General features: G+C 40.7%; 12 protein-coding genes. 7 read left to right on the forward strand and 5 right to left on the reverse strand.

What is annotated here, in order from left to right; translation table 11 throughout:
* Positions 1-157: 157 nt before the first annotated feature.
* Positions 158-1,501, forward strand: coding sequence for a dGTP triphosphohydrolase (gene dgt, locus AB8M93_RS16115; protein WP_373059562.1), 1,344 nt, complete (start codon positions 158-160; stop codon positions 1,499-1,501).
* On the opposite strand, the gene AB8M93_RS16120 is transcribed toward dgt, so the two are convergent.
* From AB8M93_RS16120 to AB8M93_RS16130, 3 genes are all read right to left on the reverse strand, one after another.
* Entirely contained in the window at positions 1,498-2,568 is a 1,071-nt protein-coding gene (locus tag AB8M93_RS16120) for an acyltransferase family protein (RefSeq protein ID WP_373059564.1), read from the reverse strand. The genes dgt and AB8M93_RS16120 overlap by 4 nt on opposite strands.
* 305 nt (positions 2,569-2,873) lie before the next feature.
* A complete protein-coding gene (locus AB8M93_RS16125) occupies positions 2,874-3,875 on the reverse strand; it encodes a DUF3078 domain-containing protein (protein WP_373059566.1) in 1,002 nt (333 codons plus the stop codon).
* A 36-nt stretch (positions 3,876-3,911) separates the two neighbouring features.
* Positions 3,912-5,684: a 1-deoxy-D-xylulose-5-phosphate synthase gene (locus AB8M93_RS16130; protein ID WP_373059568.1), complete on the reverse strand. Its 1,773-nt coding sequence runs from the start codon at positions 5,682-5,684 to the stop codon at positions 3,912-3,914.
* 170 nt (positions 5,685-5,854) lie between these two features.
* On the opposite strand from AB8M93_RS16130, the gene AB8M93_RS16135 reads away from it, so the two are divergent.
* The 6 genes from AB8M93_RS16135 to AB8M93_RS16160 all read left to right on the forward strand — a co-directional run bounded on the left by AB8M93_RS16135 (position 5,855) and on the right by AB8M93_RS16160 (position 18,289).
* Complete coding sequence (locus AB8M93_RS16135; protein ID WP_373059640.1) at positions 5,855-6,304, forward strand: nucleoside deaminase; 450 nt, start codon at positions 5,855-5,857, stop codon at positions 6,302-6,304.
* Between the two features lie 86 nt (positions 6,305-6,390).
* Positions 6,391-8,511, forward strand: coding sequence for a thioredoxin domain-containing protein (locus AB8M93_RS16140; RefSeq protein ID WP_373059570.1), 2,121 nt, complete (start codon positions 6,391-6,393; stop codon positions 8,509-8,511).
* A 461-nt stretch (positions 8,512-8,972) separates the two neighbouring features.
* A complete protein-coding gene (locus tag AB8M93_RS16145; RefSeq protein ID WP_373059572.1) occupies positions 8,973-12,113 on the forward strand; it encodes a SusC/RagA family TonB-linked outer membrane protein in 3,141 nt (1,046 codons plus the stop codon).
* A 9-nt stretch (positions 12,114-12,122) separates the two neighbouring features.
* Positions 12,123-13,841, forward strand: a complete 1,719-nt coding sequence (locus AB8M93_RS16150) for a RagB/SusD family nutrient uptake outer membrane protein (RefSeq protein ID WP_373059574.1) — start codon at positions 12,123-12,125, stop codon at positions 13,839-13,841.
* A 99-nt stretch (positions 13,842-13,940) separates the two neighbouring features.
* Positions 13,941-17,336 (forward strand): VCBS repeat-containing protein, encoded by a 3,396-nt coding sequence (locus AB8M93_RS16155; RefSeq protein WP_373059576.1) that lies wholly within the window; start codon positions 13,941-13,943, stop codon positions 17,334-17,336.
* Positions 17,337-17,419: 83 nt separating this feature from the next.
* Positions 17,420-18,289: a TIM barrel protein gene (locus AB8M93_RS16160; protein WP_373059578.1), complete on the forward strand. Its 870-nt coding sequence runs from the start codon at positions 17,420-17,422 to the stop codon at positions 18,287-18,289.
* A gap of 179 nt (positions 18,290-18,468) precedes the next feature.
* On the opposite strand, the gene AB8M93_RS16165 is transcribed toward AB8M93_RS16160, so the two are convergent.
* Both AB8M93_RS16165 and AB8M93_RS16170 read right to left on the reverse strand, forming a co-directional pair.
* Positions 18,469-19,347 carry a glycoside hydrolase family 16 protein gene (locus AB8M93_RS16165; protein ID WP_373059580.1) on the reverse strand — a complete coding sequence of 293 codons (879 nt, stop codon included), beginning with the start codon at positions 19,345-19,347 and terminating at the stop codon, positions 18,469-18,471.
* A 227-nt stretch (positions 19,348-19,574) separates the two neighbouring features.
* Entirely contained in the window at positions 19,575-20,345 is a 771-nt protein-coding gene (locus AB8M93_RS16170) for a glycoside hydrolase family 16 protein (protein ID WP_373059582.1), read from the reverse strand.
* Positions 20,346-20,370 lie beyond the last annotated feature (25 nt).

Genomic DNA, 20,370 nt, shown 5'->3' on the forward strand with positions numbered 1-20,370 from the left:
CAAAAATCGCAGAGAAACGCAGAAAAATTATTTGCTCTCGGGAACTCAATTTACGGAAATGGGTAGAATCTGCGGGAAAAATTAAGGCAGGGTCACTTTGATTTTACTATTTTTGGTTTCGAAAAACTCACTGCTAACGCTATACCAGAAACTAAGTATGAACTGGGAACAACTTTTATCTTTAAAAAGATCTGGAGACACGCATAAAAGATTAAGAAAAGAACAAAATGAAACCCGGCTTGGTTTTGAAGTAGATTATGACAGGGTAATATTTTCTTCCGCCTTTCGCAGTCTTCAGGATAAAACCCAGGTGATTCCGCTTTCCAGGACAGATTTTGTACATACCCGCTTAACCCACAGCCTTGAGGTGTCGGTGGTGGGAAGATCCCTGGGCAGGCTGGCCGGGCAGAAAATCCTGGAAAAACACCCGCATCTCTCCAATATTCATGGTTACCAGATGAACGATTTTGGTGCCATAGTAGCCGCCGCAGCCCTGGCCCACGATATTGGGAACCCGCCCTTTGGGCATTCCGGTGAGAAAGCCATTGGAGAATATTTTAGTCATGGCAACGGCAGCCGTTTTAAGGATCAGTTAAAACCTTCAGAATACCAGGATTTGATAAAATTTGAAGGCAATGCCAATGGCTTCAGGATACTTACAGAAAACCGTCCCGGCATCAACGGCGGATTGCGGCTTTCTTATGCCACCCTTGGTGCTTTTATGAAATATCCCAAAGGGTCCCTTCCGCATAAACCCACAACAAACATCGGGGATAAAAAATTCGGTTTTTTTCAGACAGAAAAAGAGACTTTTTTGAATGTGGCAGAGGAACTAGGGCTAAAACAAACAAGAAGCGGGGAAAATTTAAGTTTTGCTCGCCACCCCCTGGCATTTTTAGTTGAAGCCGCAGACGATATCTGCTATACTATCATCGATTTTGAAGACGGTATTAACCTTGGGCTGATTGATGAGGAATATGCCTTAGAATATCTTATAAAACTGGTAAAAAACAGCATCAATACCTCCAAATATCACAGCCTTACCTCTACGGCAGACCGGTTGAGCTACCTGCGCGCCCTGGCCATAAATACCCTCATTACCGAAGCCGTGGAGATCTTTCTTGCCAATGAAAAAGCTATTCTTGCGGGAGAATTTCACAGCTCTTTGTTTGATAACAGCAGTTTTGAAGCCCAGATTAAGGATATTATTAAAATAAGCGTGGAGAAAATTTACCAGAGCGAAGAGGTGATTAGCAAAGAAATTGCCGGTTATAAAATGCTTTCCCTTTTACTGGATACTTATACCAACTCCTTCCTTCCTGAACATCCTTCTAAGGAATCCAACTACAGCAAGCTGGTTAGAAACTCTGTTCCAAAATTGCAGATTCCCGAAGAACAGACCACCTACGAGTCGCTGCTTCAAATTTGCTCTTATACCGCTTCCCTTACCGACGGTTTCACCGTATCTTCATTTGAGAAATACAACGGTCTTAAAATCTAAGGAACTTTTTGCTCATGCGCTTTAAGTACATTACACCAAACCGGGGATCTTTTAAGGATTTTTAGCTCTTTCCTGCGCCTGCCTAAAAAAAGAAGCCTGGTAAAAAGCGTCTGGTCAAATAAATGGGCAAAAATAACAGGCAAAAATAAACTTCCTGTAAGTAACACCGGGAACATAAAACCTCCAGCCTGGACTTCCATTGCCTTAAAGAACTCATCTATACACACCTGTACCAGGATATGCATTAAAAAGATGGGGTATGCAAATTTTCCTATTATAGCCAGTGGTGGGTTTCTTATTTTTATATTCATAATAAAAAAAGTACTTGCCACTCCCATTAGCATTCCTACACCTCCATCCCTAAAGAAAAAACTGCTATGAATACCCTGATAAACCTTATACTCCCTAACCAATGCCCCAGCCAGGAAAAGAAGCAAAAGAACATTTATCTGGGCCTGTTTCAACTTCAGATAAAAAAATCTTTGGATCCCAATACCGAGTAAAAAAAACGGTAACAGGTATAATGCCCCTGTCCAGCTGAAGAAACTCTCATTTACTAAAGGTAAGGTGGTATTTTTAGGCCATACATGTACAAAAAAAGTCGATACAAGAAGGGAAAGGCAAAAAGTAATTGTCCAGCATACCACATTCTTAATACACTGCAGGATTTCAAAAAGCATTACTAAAACAAATACCACTAGTAAGGCATGTAGAAACCAGAATTGAAAGTAAGGCCGGTAAAGCGCTTCCGGAAGAAGATGCCAGTTAAGGTAACTATAAAAATATCCCGAAGCAGCAAAAAAGGTGGCAGCCCAGGTTATTCCAGGGATTAAAATTCTTCTGATTTTCTTTGCCAGAAATAATCGCCAATTATTTTTTTGAACAGGCCGCAGAGAATACACAAAACCACTTATAACGGTAAAAAGCGGCATCCTTAAATAATCAAACGGAATGTGGAACTGCCTTAAAACAGAAGCCTGTTCTAATCGTAAATACTGGCAAACATGAAATAAGACAACCAATAATATCGCAATGCCCCTTACGGTTTCAATATGCTTATTTTTCATAACCTGTATAAAAATTTTGAGCATTAACCGAATTAAAAAGAAAGGTATAATTCATTTAAAAGGAAGTATGCTTTTGTGAAAATTATCTCTTAAATGAATAAAAATTAGATAATTTTTATAAGAATGAAGGAGGATATAGAAAATTTTAGACCAAAGCGATACTAATCCCGATTACCTGCTCCTCCTACATAGATCTGCAAATCAATCCTTAGCAGCCATCGTGCTGCTATTGCGGTAGAAGCAAAAGGGAATTTTTTTAAATTCAGAATAAAAAAGATGTCTGGAAAGTCTGGAGATAAAATACCCTAGAATTCATAAACCACCCCTACTCCCAGGGTTTGTTTAAATTGGACTCGGGGGCCAAAAGTTTCCAGATCCCCGTCCCCATCCACATCTTCTTTGTATTTTACATCATCGTCATACCGCAAATGAGAACCAATACTGGCTTTAACAAAATCATTAACCTTTAGGTTCACATTTAACTGCCAGTCCACATCAATATTTCCAAAATTATTCAAGTAATCTGAATAAAGGCTGAGCCTGTTTTTCACGTTTATATTTTCAAAAACCTCCTTTTCAAAATTACTCGTAAGCAAAAAACCAAATTCGGTCCTAACCATTTCGCCTTCCTCCACAATCTTTCCGTCTTCATCTCTTACCGCCGGCGTCACGCCAAACATTCCTTCATTGGCAAGGCGCTGGTCCAGTACAAAGGTCGATTTTTGAGTAACGGGTGACACATACACGGTTAATTTTTCTTCAGGATGAGAATATTCGGCACCAATCCCCAGGAACAGGTATGCCGGTGCCATAAATTTGGATATGGGATAAGCCTTCTCCGGATATTTATAGCCATTCGAAAACTGGGTGTTAAAATCGAGCTTTGCAGAATAGAACCAGTTAGAAGTGGAATCCGGCCGGTATCCAACAGTAGAACTTAACAGGAGCTCATCTTCCGTTTTTCTAATTTCGCGCCCCTCCTGTGCGTTTAATCCATAGCGTATTACCGCAGAATTGCTCCACTTGGTAAGCGCTTTTTTGTAATTCCTTTCAAAATTACCATGTATTAAAGCCGAAATAGAATTATTCCCCCCGCTGTTCCAGTTTACAAATGCCACTTCGCTAAAATCCAGTCCCACAGCATTTTCTTCATCCCAATAAGTAGCTACGTTGGTTGCGGTGCTATCCTTTACAGCAATACTGTCGCTAACCTCTGTGGTATCTGTAACCTTTAGATGAGGAAATTCTAATGCATAGGTATTAAGGGAAATAAGGCCAAGAAAAAGGCCCATTAAGCTGATTTTCATTTTATTTAAATTCTCGGAATTGCAAAAATATAAATTTTAAAGCAGTGCCTCTAAAACACCGCGTATATTTTCAACGCTTATTCCGGCAATTTCTTGTAACGCTGCCACATTTCCATGTTCAATAAATTCGTCGGGGATTCCAAGATTAATCATCTGGCCGCTAAAATTTTTTTCTGAAGCATATTCCAGTATGGCAGTTCCAAATCCTCCGGTGACCGCTCCATCTTCCACAGTAACTATTCCTCTATAGCCTGAAAAAATGTTCTGAAGCATAACTTTATCGAGCGGTTTTACAAAGATCATATCATAATGGCCAATTTTTTCTTTTTCGGCTATTGCTGAAATTGCTTCGGAAGCATTCTCTGTCATTTTTCCTATACTTAAAACCGCAATTTCCGAACCTTTGCGCAGGCATAGCCCTTTCCCGATTGGCATCTGCTTAAAAGGCAATCGCCATTCTGCCATTATCCCCCTGCCTCGGGGATAACGTATAGCAAGCGGATGCCCAGGCTGAAGCTGCGCCGTAAATAACAAATTTCGCAACTGGATCTCATTTGAAGGCGCCGCGACTATCATGTTGGGAATACAGCGCAGGTATGGAAGATCAAACACTCCATGATGTGTGGCACCATCTTCGCCAACCAGCCCCGCCCGGTCAATACAAAAAATAACCGGTAAATCCTGCAGCGCCACATCATGGATCAACTGATCGTAGGCGCGCTGCAGGAAAGTACTGTAAATCGCACAAAAAACTATAAATCCCTGCGTAGCCATACCTGCTGAAAGGCTTACGGCATGCTGCTCTGCAATACCCACATCAAAAGCCCTTTCCGGGAAAGCTTCCATCATAAATTTAAGGGAACTTCCCGTGGGCATTGCCGGGGTAATCCCTATAATTTTCTCATTCTGCTTCGCCAGCTCCACCAAAGTCAATCCAAAAACATCCTGGTATTTTAAAGGCAAACCTTTGGTATCGTAATTAAGCAGCTCGCCCGTATCCGGTTTAAATTTTCCGGGAGCATGATATTTTACCTGGTCTTCTTCAGCCTTCTTCAGTCCTTTCCCTTTTGTTGTGATTACATGGAGAAATTTAGGACCCGGAATTTCTTTAAGTTCTTTAAAAACCTTTATCAGGGAATGGATATCATGGCCATCTACCGGCCCAAAATAATTAAAATTTAATGCCTCAATAATATTATCTTCAGCAGGTTTATATCCCACTTTTGCCTTGGTAAGATATTGTTTCAGTGCCCCTACACTGGGGTCTATTCCAATGGCATTATCATTAAGCACCACAAGCAGATTCGCTTTGGAAACCCCGGCATGGTTAAGGCCTTCAAAAGCCATTCCGCTGGCAATGGAGGCATCGCCAATTACCGCAATATGTTGCCTACTGGTTTCGCCTTTAAGCCTGGAAGCTATCGCCATACCCAGTGCTGCCGAGACCGAAGTGGAAGAGTGTCCCGTTCCAAAACTGTCGTAAATACTCTCAGTCCTTTTTGGAAAGCCGCTTATCCCGTGAAGCTGCCGATTGGTTTCAAAGATATCCCTTCGGCCTGTGAGGATCTTATGCCCGTAAGCCTGATGCCCCACATCCCAAACCAGCAAATCTTCAGGCGTATTAAAAACATAATGCAGGGCAATAGTAAGTTCCACCACCCCAAGACTGGCACCAAGATGCCCTTCTTTGGTAGCCACAATATCAATAATGAACTTTCTTAACTCTCCGGCCAGAATTTTTAAATCTTCCGGAGAAAGCTTCCGTAAATCTGCAGGCGAATTGATTGTATGAAGAAGATGATTTTCCATTTTTTGACACTGGTCCAGATTTTTGCCTTTCTTCAGCAAGAAATCATTTAGAGCGTAAAGATAGAAGCAGATTTTTAAGTGCTGAAATTTATGCTTATGAATATTGAAAAAACAAACTTAAAAGGTTACTCAATAATATTTACCTTGTGGAAGAATTTAAAAAGTTAAGCATGCTTACTCCTTTTGATGACAATTATTTTATGAAGAAGGCTCTGGATGAGGCCCATATCGCATTTGAAAAAGGGGAAATTCCAGTGGGGGTAGTGGTAGTGATTAAAGAAAAGATTATCGCCCGCGGACATAATTTAACCGAAATTTTAAACGATGTGACTGCCCATGCCGAAATGCAGGCCATTACTGCAGCCTCTAATTTTTTAGGTGGCAAATATCTTAAAGATTGCACCATGTATGTAACCCTGGAGCCCTGCCAGATGTGTGCCGGTGCGCTCTATTGGAGTCAGCTTTCAAAACTGGTATATGCGGCCAACGATTTACAACGCGGTTACAGGACCATGGGCACGCAGTTACATCCTAAAACCCAGGTAAAAAGCGGAGTAATGGAAAAAGAAGCTTCGGCATTATTAAAACGATTTTTTATTCAGAAAAGAAACCTCAACTAGCTTCCGGAAAAATAGTTTTTCCTGTACATGGTGTTTATAGTTATATTTATTCTGAAGAAAAAAACCAGGTTCTCAAAGCTACCTTTATGAATTTACAATTTTCAAAACTCCTTAGCCTTTCCGTTTTTCTTTGTTTATGCCTGGGCAGTTGCGGGAAAGGTAAAAAAGCTGATGAAGAGCCTATTTCTAACCGGTTGGCCAAAGCCAGTAGCCCATACCTTATAGAACATGCCGATAATCCTGTAGATTGGTACGAATGGGGCCCCGAAGCCCTGGAAAAGGCAAAAAATGAAGACAAACCTATAATTATTAGCATTGGGTATGCCGCGTGCCACTGGTGCCATGTTATGGAGGAAGAAAGTTTTATGGATTCTACCGTGGCCGCAATTATGAACCAGAATTTTGTTTCTATAAAAATTGATCGTGAGGAAAGGCCAGATATTGATAAAATTTATATGAATGCGGCGCAGTTGTTAAATGGCAGTGGAGGCTGGCCTCTTAATGCCGTTGCGCTTCCTAATGGAAAACCTTTTTTTGCCGGCACTTATTTCCCTCCGGATGAATGGAAGAACCTGCTTACCCAAATCTCTGAAGCTTATAAAATTGACAGGGAAAACCTTACTAAAACCGCTAACGCGCTTACTGAAGGAATAAGAAACAATAACGGAATTGTGAATCCTGAAATTAACAAGTCTGGCTTTTCCAAAGAAGCCTACATCGGCGTTCTCGAAAACTGGGAAAAAACCTGGGATACTGAGAAAGGCGGTTATAAAGGTTCACAAAAATTTCCTTTGCCATCAGCCTGGGAATCACTTTTGCAATATCATTACCTTACACAGGATCCCAAAGCCCTGGAAATGGTGGAGACCAGCCTTCAACATATGGCAAGAGGCGGTATTTACGATCAGTTAGGCGGCGGATTTTCCCGTTACACCACAGATCCCGACTGGCTTTATCCACATTTTGAAAAGATGCTCTATGACAATGCCCAGCTCATAAGCCTGTATTCCAAAGCGTTTAAAGTTACCGGCAATACTGAATTTAAAAAAGTAGCAGAGGAAAGCATTGATTTTGTAGAAAAAGAACTGGCTAATGGTGAAGGCGGATTTTATGCATCACTGAATGCCGACAGCGAAGGGGAAGAAGGAAAATTTTATGTTTGGACCGCAGATGAAATTAAAAACACACTAACTTCTGCCGAAGCCGATTTGTTTTTAAAATACTTCAATATTGAAAACTACGGCAACTGGGAAAAAGGAAAGAATGTGCTTTACTGCAAGTATTCCGAAGAAGAATTTGCCGTTGAAAACAACATGAATCCTGATGAGGTAAAGCGAATAATCACAAAGGCTAAAGATAAACTCCTCAATAAGAGAAACCATAGAACAAAACCCAGTATAGACCATAAGTCCCTTACCTCCTGGAACGCTTTAATGCTAGAAGCCTATTTAGATGCCTACACAGCCTGGGGAAATAGAATATATCTTGAAAAAGCGATTAAGACTGCTGAATTTTTAAACGCCAGTATGATGAAGCAGAAGCAGGGTCTTTGGCGAAGCTATAAAGACAACCAACCAAAAATTGAAGCGTTCCTGGATGATTATGCTTTTTTAAGCAAGGCATACCTGCACCTTTACCAGGTTAATTTTGAGCTGAAATGGCTTGAAAAAGCAAGAAGTTTAACCGACTATTCCATTGCTCATTTTCGCGACCCTGAAACCGGAATGTTTTTTTATACCGAAATAACTAACAACGAGCTGGTCGCCAGGAATATGGAAACCGAAGATATGGTAATGCCCTCTTCTAATGCCATAACCGCTTATAATCTCTTTACTTTGGGAACCCTTTTTGAAAATCAGGAATATCTGGCAATAAGCGACAAAATGCTTACGAGGATGTTTGGACAGGCTATAGAACAACCTGCCTACTATTCAAAATGGGTAAGCCTTGTGGGAATTGAAACATTTGGCGCTTATGAAATTGCCATTATGGGAGACGAGGCTGCTCAAAAAAATCTTTTACTTCAGCATAATTACCTGCCTACTTCCGTTTTTATGGGTGGAAATAAAGAAAATTTACCGCTTCTGGAAGCAAAACTTGCTCCTGATAAAACCCTTATCTATGTTTGCCAAAACCGTACCTGCAAATATCCAGTAGAGGGAATTGATGAGGCTTTGGTTATCCTAAAAAACAGCAGGAAAAAGTAATTTTAGGAATTTCATAAAATTCTCCTCTCACCCCAATCCTTACGACTTAATAATCAGATTGTTAAAAACACCATTTTAACACAAATGAAATATTTTTATCAAAATATGATGGAATAGTATTAACGATCCGTAAGGAATCTTTCTAAATTTCATTTTTATAAATTATACTCTAATTTTTCAACGATCACATATTTTACATGCCAAAATATTATTAATATCTAAAATGTATTGTATATTTAACCCGCAGGTCTTTAAAATAAAGGGCATATTTCAATCGAAATAGGCAATTAAATTTAACATCTATTGTTAATCATATCAAAATATAAATACTGACCTAGAAGGAATGCAGGCTTAAAAACATGGCTCCGAAACAATCTAATTTAAACTGATCTAAGAATCACATGCATTATTAACAACCATTACCAATTAATCAAAAAAAGGGACTAACTAAAAACTAAATTATGAACAAAAAGGTTAAAATCAATCCCACAGGCCGGTCTTTCGGGAATAAATATTTACAGGCCGGCATCATCATTTTTTCACTTCTGGTATGCTTGTGCATTCCGGAATCTTACGCATTTAATGGGCCCGAAGAGCTCATACAACATGAGGTTAGCGGAACCGTAATCGATGAAAACGGTTCTCCGCTTCCGGGCGTTAGTGTATTTATCCAGGGCACTTCTACAGGTGTGGCTACAGATTTTGACGGTAAGTATTCTATTTCAGCCGAGGATGATGCCATCCTGGTGTTTAGCTATGTAGGTTTTGGCACCCAGCAGATTCCTGTAAATGGAAGAGCCGTAATTGATGTAGTAATGGCTGAAGATGCTGCTGCTCTTAGTGAAGTGGTTGTTACAGGCTATAGCAGCCAAAGTACCAGGGATATTACGGGTTCTGTTTCTGTAGTGGATTCAGAGAACCTTGAAGCTGTATCGCCATTAAATGTAGAGGAGGCTTTACAGGGCCAGAGTTCTGGAGTTGTGGTTGGTAACCAGGGCGGCCCGGGGCAGGGAGCTGTAGTACGTATTCGTGGTTATGGAACAATAAACGGGAATGATCCTCTTTATATTATAGATGGAACCCCTACAGGAGCAGGACTTACAGATATTAACCCAAATGACATTGAGTCTGTTCAAATTCTAAAAGATGCTTCCTCAGCTGCGATCTATGGTAACAGGGCTGCAAACGGGGTAATTATTATAACCACCAAAGGAGGCAAAAGAAATCAAAAGGTGCGCTTTAATGCCAATGTCTATACAGGAATAGATTTTATTCCAGATTCTGTATTTCCAGATATGGCTTCGCCGCAACAACTGGCAGATGCCATCTGGCAGGCTGCTGAAAATGACGGTACCGGCTTCCCCAGCAACCAACAGTTTGGAAGCGGGCCAGAGCCTGTAATCCCAAATTATCTTTTCCCAAGGGGCGCACAAACTGCCGATGAAAGTTTGTATAGTTATCCAGATAACAGGATCACCAGATCCAATCCTGAAGGAACAGACTGGTTTGATGAATATTTTAATCCTGCCACAACCAAGAATTTTAATGTGAGTGCAGCCGGCGGTTCTGAAAATGCCAGCTTTTTTATGTCCTTAAGCGCATTAGACCAGGAAGGTACAGGTTATGCCACAGACTATACCCGGTATACCCTTAGAGCCAATTCCAGCTTTGACGTGAGCGACAGGTTTAGGGTTGGAGAAAATCTTACTCTTTCCTATTCAGATCAAACTATTCCTCCCGGGGTAGATGTAAATGATGGAACCATCACAAACCTTTACAGAATTCATCCTTTAATCCCGGTGAGGGATGTAGGAGGAAATTTTGCAGGAGTATGGGTACAGGGATTGGGTAATGCAGATAACCCTATTGCCAATGCCGCCAGAAATAAAGATAATGGTATTTTGAGTTTTAGGGCGCTGGGTAATTTTTACGGAGAAGTAGATATTCTAGAAGACCTTACTTTTAAGTCTAACCTTGGTTTTGATCTGGAGTCTACCAATACCACTAATTTTGCCCCTGCAATCTTAGAAGCTGAAGCCCCCACAGATAACCTTTTAACCGAAAGTTCTTCCTTCTTCAGAACCTACACATGGTTTAATACCCTAACGTATGATAAGATTTTTGAAGAGCACAGCTTTAGTGTGTTGGCGGGAACAGAATTTCACAAAGAGTGGTACAGGGCATTTAGCGCTAACCGTGGTGGATTCTTATTTGATGATGTAGAAAACATCCGATACCTGGATCTTGGAACACAGGCATATTCCGGTTCTGGTAATGGCTATATTTCAGCTTATTTTTCTGCCTTTGGAAAAGTGGACTACAAATACAACGACACTTACCTGTTAAGTGCCACTATTAGATACGATAGTTCCTCTTTATTTCAAAAGGACAACAGGGATGGTGTTTTCCCTTCTTTTAGTGCAGGATGGAGAATTAGCAACGAAGCCTTTATGGAAGATTCTAATGTTTTTACAGATCTTATGTTGAAAGCAGGTTATGGAATAGTGGCTAACAATGGTAATATTTCCACCTCAGCTACGGTAAATACCTATTCCCCAAACAACGACTATTATGCATACCCTACCAGTATTAATAGTGTTGCCTCCGGTTATGGGCTTAATGCCAGGGGAAATCCAGACCTGGAATGGGAAACAACCACCACTTTAAACTTAGGGATCAGCTCCCGTTTATTCAATACTTTAAATTTCGACTTTGAATATTATAATGCTGATACAGAAGATATGTTATTGTTTGTTCCAAGTGATCCAACGATCTATGGATTAACTAATGGTACAACCCAGAACCTTGGGAAGATGAACAACACCGGCTTTGATGCGGCATTGTCCTATGACAGTTTAGGAGATTCAGATTTCAACTTTAGTGTAGGGTTTAATATTTCTGCTTATAAGAATGAAGTTGAATATCTTAACCCCGATAACCTTGATTCTTTCATACAAGGAGATCGTGTAAGGGACCAATTACCTAACAGAACAATGGCCGGCCAACCTTTGGCTTCCTTTTATGGTAAGGTTTTTACCGGGATAGAAAATGGCAGAATGCAATTCGCAAACGATGGAGAAACCACGTTCATTGGTAATCCCCATCCGGATTTTACCTATGGCCTTACTTTTAACGGAGACTATAAGAATTTTGACTTTTCTCTGCTCGTGCAGGGATCACAGGGAAATGATATTTATAACTTCCTTAAATTCTTTACAGATTTTAACACCTTTCCGGGTGGAAAGAGTGTAGATTATGTAAATTCCAACGGATTACCAGAACTAACAAACGATGCGGCAATCATTTTAAATGAATCGGCTCCTTCTACCTATTATGTTGAAGATGGCTCCTATGCAAGGCTAAAAAACATCCTTATAGGATATTCTTTACCCGATAACCTTGTACAAAGCATTGGTGCCGATAAAGTGAGGTTCTATTTACAGGGAAAAAATTTGATTACTATTACTGATTATACCGGGTTGGATCCTGAAGTTAATTTGAGAAATGCCCCGGGCACCAACGCCAACCTTACCATTGGGCTGGACAGCGGGGTTTATCCTATAGACAGATCAGTTATTCTTGGCTTAAACGTTTCATTATAAATTTTTACTATGAAAAAAATATTTGGATTATTTATGTGTACAGTGCTTTTATGGTCCTGTAATGATGAATTAGATGTACCCATTCAATCTGTAATTTCGGGTTCCGATGTTCCGCTAAATGCAAGGTTCATTAACACCCAGGTAATAGCAGCGTACGGTATGCTGGATGGCAACCAGGCCAATGATAACGTTTGGCGCGCAGCTGCCTCCAATTGGGTGTATGGCGAAGTCGCCGCAGACAATGCCTACAAAGGCAGTGATGCAGGGGACCAGTCCGAAATTACGGCATTTGAAACTTATGCCGCAGCGGCAAGAAATTCCTATGTAGATTACAAATGGGTTTCTATTTTTGAAGGGGTTTCCCGTACCAATATTGCTATAAATGCAATTAACGGAGGGCTGGAAGCCGGGACATTAACCGAGGAACAGGCCAATGAGTTTCTTGGCGAAATGAGGTTCTTAAGAGGGCATTATCATTTTGAGGCCAAAAAAATGTTTGGAAATGTTCCTTATGTAGATGAAAATACAACCGAAAGTACCACCAATATGGGGGTAGATGTATGGGCAAGAATAGAAGAAGATTTTCAATTTGCTGTAGATAACCTGGATCCTTTAAGCACCAGGGTAGGAGGAGCCAATTCCTGGAATGCCAAAGCTTATCTGGCTAAGGCGCACATGTTCCAGTTAGATTATGATGCTGCCAAGCCTCTGCTTGACGACATTATAAATAATGGCCCTTACGCGTTAAACACCTATTTTCATGACAATTTTAACGCCGAAACCAATAATAGTGTGGAATCTGTTTTTGCTGTTCAGAATTCTGTGAATGACGGAAGCAATAACAGTAGTAATGCCGCATGGGGAGATGTACTGAATTTCCCTAACGGTAGCCCCATTGGAGGTGGATGTTGCGGATTCCTGCAACCTTCGCATAATCTCGTGAATGCTTATAAAACAAGCGCATCTGGCCTACCTTTACTGGATACTTTTAATGAAACCAATATTAATAATGTAGATCCACAGGATGATTCCCCAAGTGGTTTTGCAGACGATGAAAGTTTTGTAGAAGAGCCAGGCCCTTTAGATCCCAGGCTGGATTGGACTGTGGGTAGAAAAGGAATTCCGTTTCTTGGTTGGGGAGATTTCCCCGGTCTGGCATGGATTAGAGATCCCGGTAATGGTGGCCCATATGTTTCAAAGAAGATTGTGTATAGCGCAGACCAGGCAGGTTCTGTAAATTCACTTACTGGCTGGAACACAGCTATAAATTCCATCAATACAAACATTATCCGGTACGCAGAAATTCTTTTATGGCGTGCAGAGATTGCCGCTGCAGAAGGAGATTTAACCATGGCGGCTAACCTGGTAGACCAGGTTAGAGCTCGTGCTGCAAATCCTGAGACCTGGGTGATGGATGACGATGGTACTCCAGCTGCAAATTATGAGATTAGCTTATATTCTGAAAACGGAGGTTTTCCAGACCAGGAATACGCAGAGAAAGCGGTGATGTTTGAATACAGGCTCGAAACTGCACTGGAAGGACACCGGTTCTTTGACCTGGTAAGAAGAGGAAAAGCTGAAGAAGTATTGAATGAGTACCTTCAGGAAAATGACACCCGTTCTTACCTACAGGGAGCTTCCTTTACACCTAAGGCAGCCCTTTTCCCAATCCCACAACCTGCCATAGATCTTAGTGGCGGTGTTCTGGAGCAGAACCCGGGATATTAAGAACTATAAATCATTAATTATTATATATTTAGCCAACGGAGTTTATTTACATAAGCTCTGTTGGCTTTTAAAAAAGCATTGATTTAATTCCCAACTACCATGTCTTTTAGAATTAAGATCCCTTTTGTAGTTCTGGCCTTTGGATGCATAGTTTTCTCCTGCTCCAGAGAGAAAAAGGATAAAACCTTACAATTCCAACAGCTTGATAAGGAGCTTACCGGGATCACTTTTCAAAACACAGTTACAGAAAATGACAGCCTTAACTTCTTTACCTATTCTTACATCTACCTTGGAGGAGGAGTAGCAACAGGAGACATTAATAATGATGGCCTGGCAGATCTTTTTTTTACGGGTAATATGGTGCCTAACAAACTTTATCTTAATAAAGGCAATCTCACTTTTGAAGATATTACGGAAAAGGCAGGAGTTACCGGTGATAAAAGATGGTTTACCGGAGTCACCATGGCCGATGTTAATAATGATGGTTTCCTGGACATTTATTGTTCTGTAGGAGGAATGGATAAACCCAAAAAAAATATTTTATACATTAACAATACCGATGGCACTTTTACAGATAAAGCAGCAGAATATGGAGTTGATGATGAAGGCAACAGCATCCAGGCTACTTTTTTTGATTACGATCTGGACGGGGACCTGGATCTTTACGTGGCTAATTATCCTCCTACTCCTTTTAGTGCCAATAACGAATTCTATAAGTTTAAAACAGAAAATGTAAAGGAGGTTGAAACAGACCATTTATACCGGAATGACGGCGGGCATTATACTAATGTTACCGATGCATCCGGATTAAGATCTTTTGGCCTTACTTTAAGCGCCACTGTAGGCGATCTGAATGAAGATGGATGGCCAGACCTCTATGTCTCCAATGACTTTAGTACTCCAGATTATCTTTACCTCAACAACCAGGACGGTACTTTTAAGGAAGTCGTAAAACAGGCTACCCGCCAGACATCTTTCTACGGAATGGGAGCAGATATTGGGGATTATAACAATGACGGCTTCCTGGACATCCTGCAGGTAGATATGGCCCCAAAAAATAACCGCAGGGCCAAATCTAATATGTCCAGTATGAATCCAGGCATTTTTTGGAGCACCGTAAATAATGGATTTCATTACCAGTATATGCAAAATACCCTGCAAACCAATTCAGGAGTTATACTGGATAGCATACCTCAATACAGCAACACTTCACGCCTTGCCGGTTTATCTTCTACAGACTGGAGCTGGGGACCACTTTTTGCCGACTTTGATAATGACGGGCTAAAAGATGTTTTTGTATCCAATGGTACAAGGAGGGAAATCAACAACCGCGACTTTTTCAACAAGCTGGCGCAAGATCCTAATAAAAGGGATAGCCTGCTTCAAAAGAACCTCGCTATTCCTTCAGAAAAAATAGATAACTTTATTTTCCGGAACAAGGGAGACCTTACTTTTGAAAGAACCAATGAAGAATGGGGAATATCATATAAAGGCTTTTCCAATGGTTCTGTTTATGTAGACCTGGATAATGACGGAGATCTGGAAATTGTGACCAATAATATAGATGATTATGCTTCTGTTTTTGAAAATAACAATGTTAATGGAAATAACTACCTGGATTTCAATTTAAAAGGACCGGCACAAAACCTTAATGGGTTGGGCACCAGGATCTATGTAACCACTTCCAAAGACACCCAAATGCAGGAACTTACCCTTAGCCGTGGCTTTCAGTCTTCCATAGCACCAAAGATACATTTTGGGGTAGGCAAGGAAAACACGGTTAAAGAAGTAAAAGTAATATGGCCCGATAAAAAAATACAAATCCTGAAGGCCGTCCCGGTAAACAAACTTATGGAACTGGATTATGCTAATTCTACTATTCCTGAAGATATAGCTGCCAAACACCGAACTCCCTTATTTACCACCATTAAGGCAGATTCCATGGGATTGGAACATAAGCATATAGAAAATTATTATAACGATTTTGAAAAAGAAATCCTACTGCCTCATAAAACTTCCATGTTTGGGCCCGCGCTGGCAGTTGGAGATCTGAATGGTGACGGGCTGGAAGACCTCTACATTGGTGGGGCTTCCAACTATCCCGCAGGCATTTATTTCCAGGGTGAAAACGGATTTGAAAAACAGGATTTCCCGGATATCAGCAATGATAAAAAATATGAAGATCTGGGGGCGCTTATATTTGATGCCGATAATGATGGAGATATGGATTTGTATGTGGTAAGCGGGGGAAATGAGTTTCATAAAGATTCAGAAAGGCTACAGGACCGCCTATATGTAAACGAGAATGGTAATTTCAAAAAATCTTCCACCGCCCTGCCGCAGATGATCACCAGCGGATCCCGGGTTTATGCCGAAGATTTTGATAAGGATGGAGACCTGGACCTTTTTGTTGGTGGCCGGTTGGTGCCAGGCAATTATCCCTCTCCCGCAGATAGCTACCTGCTGGAGAACAAATCCCAAAAAGGCATTCCAAAATTTGAAAATATTACCAGTACCGCAGCTCCAGGATTTAAAAAGCTGGGCCTGGTAACCAGTGCCAGCTGGACAGATTTTGATGGTGACGGATGGACAGACCTTATTATTGCAGGAGAATGGATGCCTATTAAGGTTTTTAAAAACGAAGAAGGGAATTTTGTAGATATTACCCGGCAAATGGGCCTGGATGATACCACGGGGTGGTGGTTTAGCCTTCAGGCGGGAGATTTTGACCAGGATGGCGATATGGATTTTATTGCGGGCAATCTCGGCCTAAACTATAAATATCAGGCAAAGGAAAAGGAGACTTTTGACATCTACTTCTACGACTTCGATAACAATAATGAAAAAGATATTGTGTTAAGTTATTTTAATGACGGGGAGAAATTCCCGGTGAGGGGCAGGGAATGTTCCTCTCAGCAAATGCCTGGAATAAAATATAAGTTCAAGAATTACCAGTCCTTTTCAGAAGCCACCCTTGAAGATATTTATACTGAAGAATATTTAGAAGATGCATTACATTACCAGGTGAAATCTTTTGCAAGCTTGTATATAGAGAATGCAGGGGGTGTTTTTAAATTACATAAATTACCTGTGGAAGCTCAAATTTCCAGCATTAACCAGGTACTTATAGAAGATTTTGATCATGACGGGCATCCTGATGCATTAATTGCAGGAAATTTGTATAGTTCCGAAATTGAGACTCCCCGCGCAGATGCAGGGATGGGATTATTTCTTAAAGGAAATGGAAAAGGAGGATTTGAAGCTGTGCCCGCCAGAAGAAGCGGCTTTTTTGTACCGGGGGACGTAAAAGACATGGCCCTGCTCCATACTCCGGAAGGAACTTATGTGGTAGCAGCAAAAAACAATGATTTTATCCAGATAATAAAATTGAATAAAAAGCAAAACACTCTCCTTACGTCAGGGAAAGAAGAACGCAAAGAGAACCTGAAAAATCAGGATGCCATAACTCAGAATATTCAGTTTTTGAGCAATTAATCCCGTTAAAAAATAACTGAAAGAGAAAATTTTTGGAATATTTAATTAACTTCTAAACTTTTTAGAAAAACAAAATAAACATCATGATACATAGAAGAACATTTCTAAAACAATCTGGCCTCGCACTTGCGGCTACTACACTTTTGCCCGGAAGCATCTTTGCCGGCAACAGCAAACACAATGTGGGCCTACAGCTATATTCCCTGCGGGAATCCCTTCCTCAGGATGTAAAAGGAACCCTTGAGAAAATAGCCAAAGTGGGCTTTAACGAGGTGGAAACCTACGGCTATTCCACAGATAATGGATTTTGGGGCACCAGCCTTAAAGAATTCAGGAAAATGCTGGACGATAACGGACTATCTACCCCTAGCGGCCATTATGGAATGGATCCTTACCTGAAGGAAAACGGCACCAAAGATGAGCTGATGCATGCCATAGAAGCCGCCAATACCCTGGAACAAAAATATGTTATTATTCCTTACCTTTCTGAAGGATTAAGGAACAACTACGGCAGGCTGGCCGATAAATTGAATGAAGCCGGGGAAGCATGTAAAAAAGCAGGTTTAAAACTGGCCTATCACAATCACGATTTTGAATTTGATAAATTTGACGGGGAAACAGCTTATGAAATCATGCTGAAGAATACAGAAAAAGACCTGGTGTCTTTTGAAATGGATATTTACTGGGTGGTAAGAGCAGGCACAGATCCCGTAGCTTTAATTGAAAAATATCCCGGCAGGTTTCCACTATGGCATGTTAAAGACATGAGCAAAACCAATCACGAACTGAATACCGAAATTGGAAATGGCTCTATAGATTACAACAAGATCTTTGATCATCAGAAAAAATCAGGGGCAAAACATTTAATCCTGGAACAGGAAAATTTTGAAATGGAGCCGTATAAAAGCCTGACAGAGAGCTATAATTATATTCAGCAGGAACTGCTGGGTTAAATCTACGATAAGATTAAAATATATTGAGTTTTCTATTGCTGAAGTAAAACAAATAAAACTTCAGCAATAGAAAGCTTTTTCTTCTACTTCCCGGCATTCTAACCAATCTTTACGACATTTTCAGCTACTTTGATATGATAACAATTCTGCGCAAAAAATTTCTTACCAGCTCTCCTCTTCTATTGCGTTACAAGTACCCAGTCTATTAGAACCTTTGCTTTTCCATCCTTAATAAGCTGAACCGTAGCTTCTGGAATTCCCGGGTATGGCTCCTCCACGCCATTGGTCTTTTCAGGATACGCACCGCCTAAAGCCAGGTTCAAAATTAAATATTTAGGATTATCAAAAGCCCAATTTCCATAATGCTCTACCATTTCCCTTGTGACCCTGTAAACCAATCTGTTGTCCACCTTAAAACTCAATCCCTGTGAGTCCCAGTCTACCGAATATACATGCCACCCCGTGACATCCTCCCCTTCAGAAAAATAATATTTATTTACCAGCGGGGTCTCTCCAGAATAACCAGGGCCGTGAAGTGCCACCCCAATCCAATCGGTTTCGCCTACGTATTCCATGATATCAATTTCTCCTGTGGCCGGCCAGTTTCCTCCTCCAAGGGCCCAGAATGCAGGCCAAAAGCCTGAACCTGCCGGCAGTTTCATCCTGGCAGCAGCTGTACCATAGGTAAACATTACTTTATCCCTGGTATTGATCCTTCCGGAGATAAAATCAAAATTTTTCCCGTTGATGGCTCCAAAATTTGGTGCATAAAGCGCTTTTAAAACCAAGGCCCCATTTTTTGCCCCCATGGCCTCTTCTTCCTTTTCCAGGTAAATTGTAGCGGAAGAATCTATATAAACCTGTTGCTCATTGTTCACGTGAAAATCTGCACCAACTACATTCCAGCTCGTCCGGTCCAGCTCAACATTAGAAAAATCCTCGAAAAAAATGGTATCTGTATCTTTTTGAACATTCTCATTTACGGGTTGAGCCTGTAGCATTTCGGCGGCTAAAAAAGCCGTGATCAAAAATAAAATCTGTAGATAAATATTACGCATTTTTCATAGCTTTTAGAATTATGTAGTCACTGGAAAAACAGCCGAAATCTTTAAAGGACTATAACTAGTGGTTTGATTTCAAATTCCCCAAAGTGCTATAAAAACCTTCAAAAAAAATACACCTATAAGGTTTTTAAACCTTGCAGGATTTCCCATTTAATCCAATTTGATAGTTTTGTGACAAGACTGATAGTTACAAAAGATTAGACTTTTCCGGAACTTTAGTTTTACAGTTGTGTTACTTTTATATAATCTACATAGTATTTCTGCGGAAAAATGGAATCATCTACTTCAGGGCCTCCAAAATTGCCGCCAACCGCCATATTAATCAGAAAGTAGAAGGCTTTCCGGAAAGGATAATATTCTTCATTATATTTTTCAGGAATAAAATTATAAACAGAATTTCCATCCACGAAAAATTCGATGTTATCGGCAGTCCATACCGCCTTAAAAATATGATATCCTTCTTCTATATCCTCAATAATGGTCTTTTTTGAGCTGGCATTCCCCGCATGATGGGCGGGATAATGTAGCGTGGTATAAACGGTATTCGGCTCGCGGCCCACATATTCCATAATATCGATCTCTCCCGAAGCCGGCCAGCCAATTTCACCAATATCACTGCCCAGCATCCAGAAGGCAGGCCAGATCCCCTGCCCTGTTGCTACTTTTGCCTTAATTTCAATTTCACCATACTTAAACTCCACTTTATCTTTGGAATTGATCTTTCCGGAATAATACTTATCTCCATCTTTAACCGCAGTAATAACCAGTTTGCCGTCCGCTACCTCAACGTATTTGCGGTCATAAACCTGGCGCTCGTTATTACCCCAGCCGCAAAGGTTGGGACATCCGTCTCCTTCTTCATAGCTCCAGTTTTCCATATTCAGCTTATTGCCATCAAAGTTTTCTTCGAAGATCACTTTTTGGGCCTTGATTGAAAGCGGAAGCAGCGCGATTGCTAAAACTGCTATCCAAAATTTGCCTTTTTTCATCATATTATTTTTTAAATTTTCATATTTC

Origin of the sequence: Autumnicola aciditolerans (genome assembly GCF_041679265.1) — a bacterium.
Taxonomy (GTDB): domain Bacteria; phylum Bacteroidota; class Bacteroidia; order Flavobacteriales; family Flavobacteriaceae; genus Autumnicola.

What these genes read in the sequence shown, in the direction of transcription:
- dgt (WP_373059562.1), top strand. Translation starts at nt 158, where the DNA reads ATGAACTGGGAACAACTTTTATCTTTAAAAAGATCTGGAGACACGCAT.
- AB8M93_RS16120 (WP_373059564.1), bottom strand. Translation starts at nt 2,568, where the DNA reads ATGAAAAATAAGCATATTGAAACCGTAAGGGGCATTGCGATATTATTG.
- AB8M93_RS16125 (WP_373059566.1), bottom strand. Translation starts at nt 3,875, where the DNA reads ATGAAAATCAGCTTAATGGGCCTTTTTCTTGGCCTTATTTCCCTTAAT.
- AB8M93_RS16130 (WP_373059568.1), bottom strand. Translation starts at nt 5,684, where the DNA reads ATGGAAAATCATCTTCTTCATACAATCAATTCGCCTGCAGATTTACGG.
- AB8M93_RS16135 (WP_373059640.1), top strand. Translation starts at nt 5,855, where the DNA reads ATGCTTACTCCTTTTGATGACAATTATTTTATGAAGAAGGCTCTGGAT.
- AB8M93_RS16140 (WP_373059570.1), top strand. Translation starts at nt 6,391, where the DNA reads ATGAATTTACAATTTTCAAAACTCCTTAGCCTTTCCGTTTTTCTTTGT.
- AB8M93_RS16145 (WP_373059572.1), top strand. Translation starts at nt 8,973, where the DNA reads ATGAACAAAAAGGTTAAAATCAATCCCACAGGCCGGTCTTTCGGGAAT.
- AB8M93_RS16150 (WP_373059574.1), top strand. Translation starts at nt 12,123, where the DNA reads ATGAAAAAAATATTTGGATTATTTATGTGTACAGTGCTTTTATGGTCC.
- AB8M93_RS16155 (WP_373059576.1), top strand. Translation starts at nt 13,941, where the DNA reads ATGTCTTTTAGAATTAAGATCCCTTTTGTAGTTCTGGCCTTTGGATGC.
- AB8M93_RS16160 (WP_373059578.1), top strand. Translation starts at nt 17,420, where the DNA reads ATGATACATAGAAGAACATTTCTAAAACAATCTGGCCTCGCACTTGCG.
- AB8M93_RS16165 (WP_373059580.1), bottom strand. Translation starts at nt 19,347, where the DNA reads ATGCGTAATATTTATCTACAGATTTTATTTTTGATCACGGCTTTTTTA.
- AB8M93_RS16170 (WP_373059582.1), bottom strand. Translation starts at nt 20,345, where the DNA reads ATGATGAAAAAAGGCAAATTTTGGATAGCAGTTTTAGCAATCGCGCTG.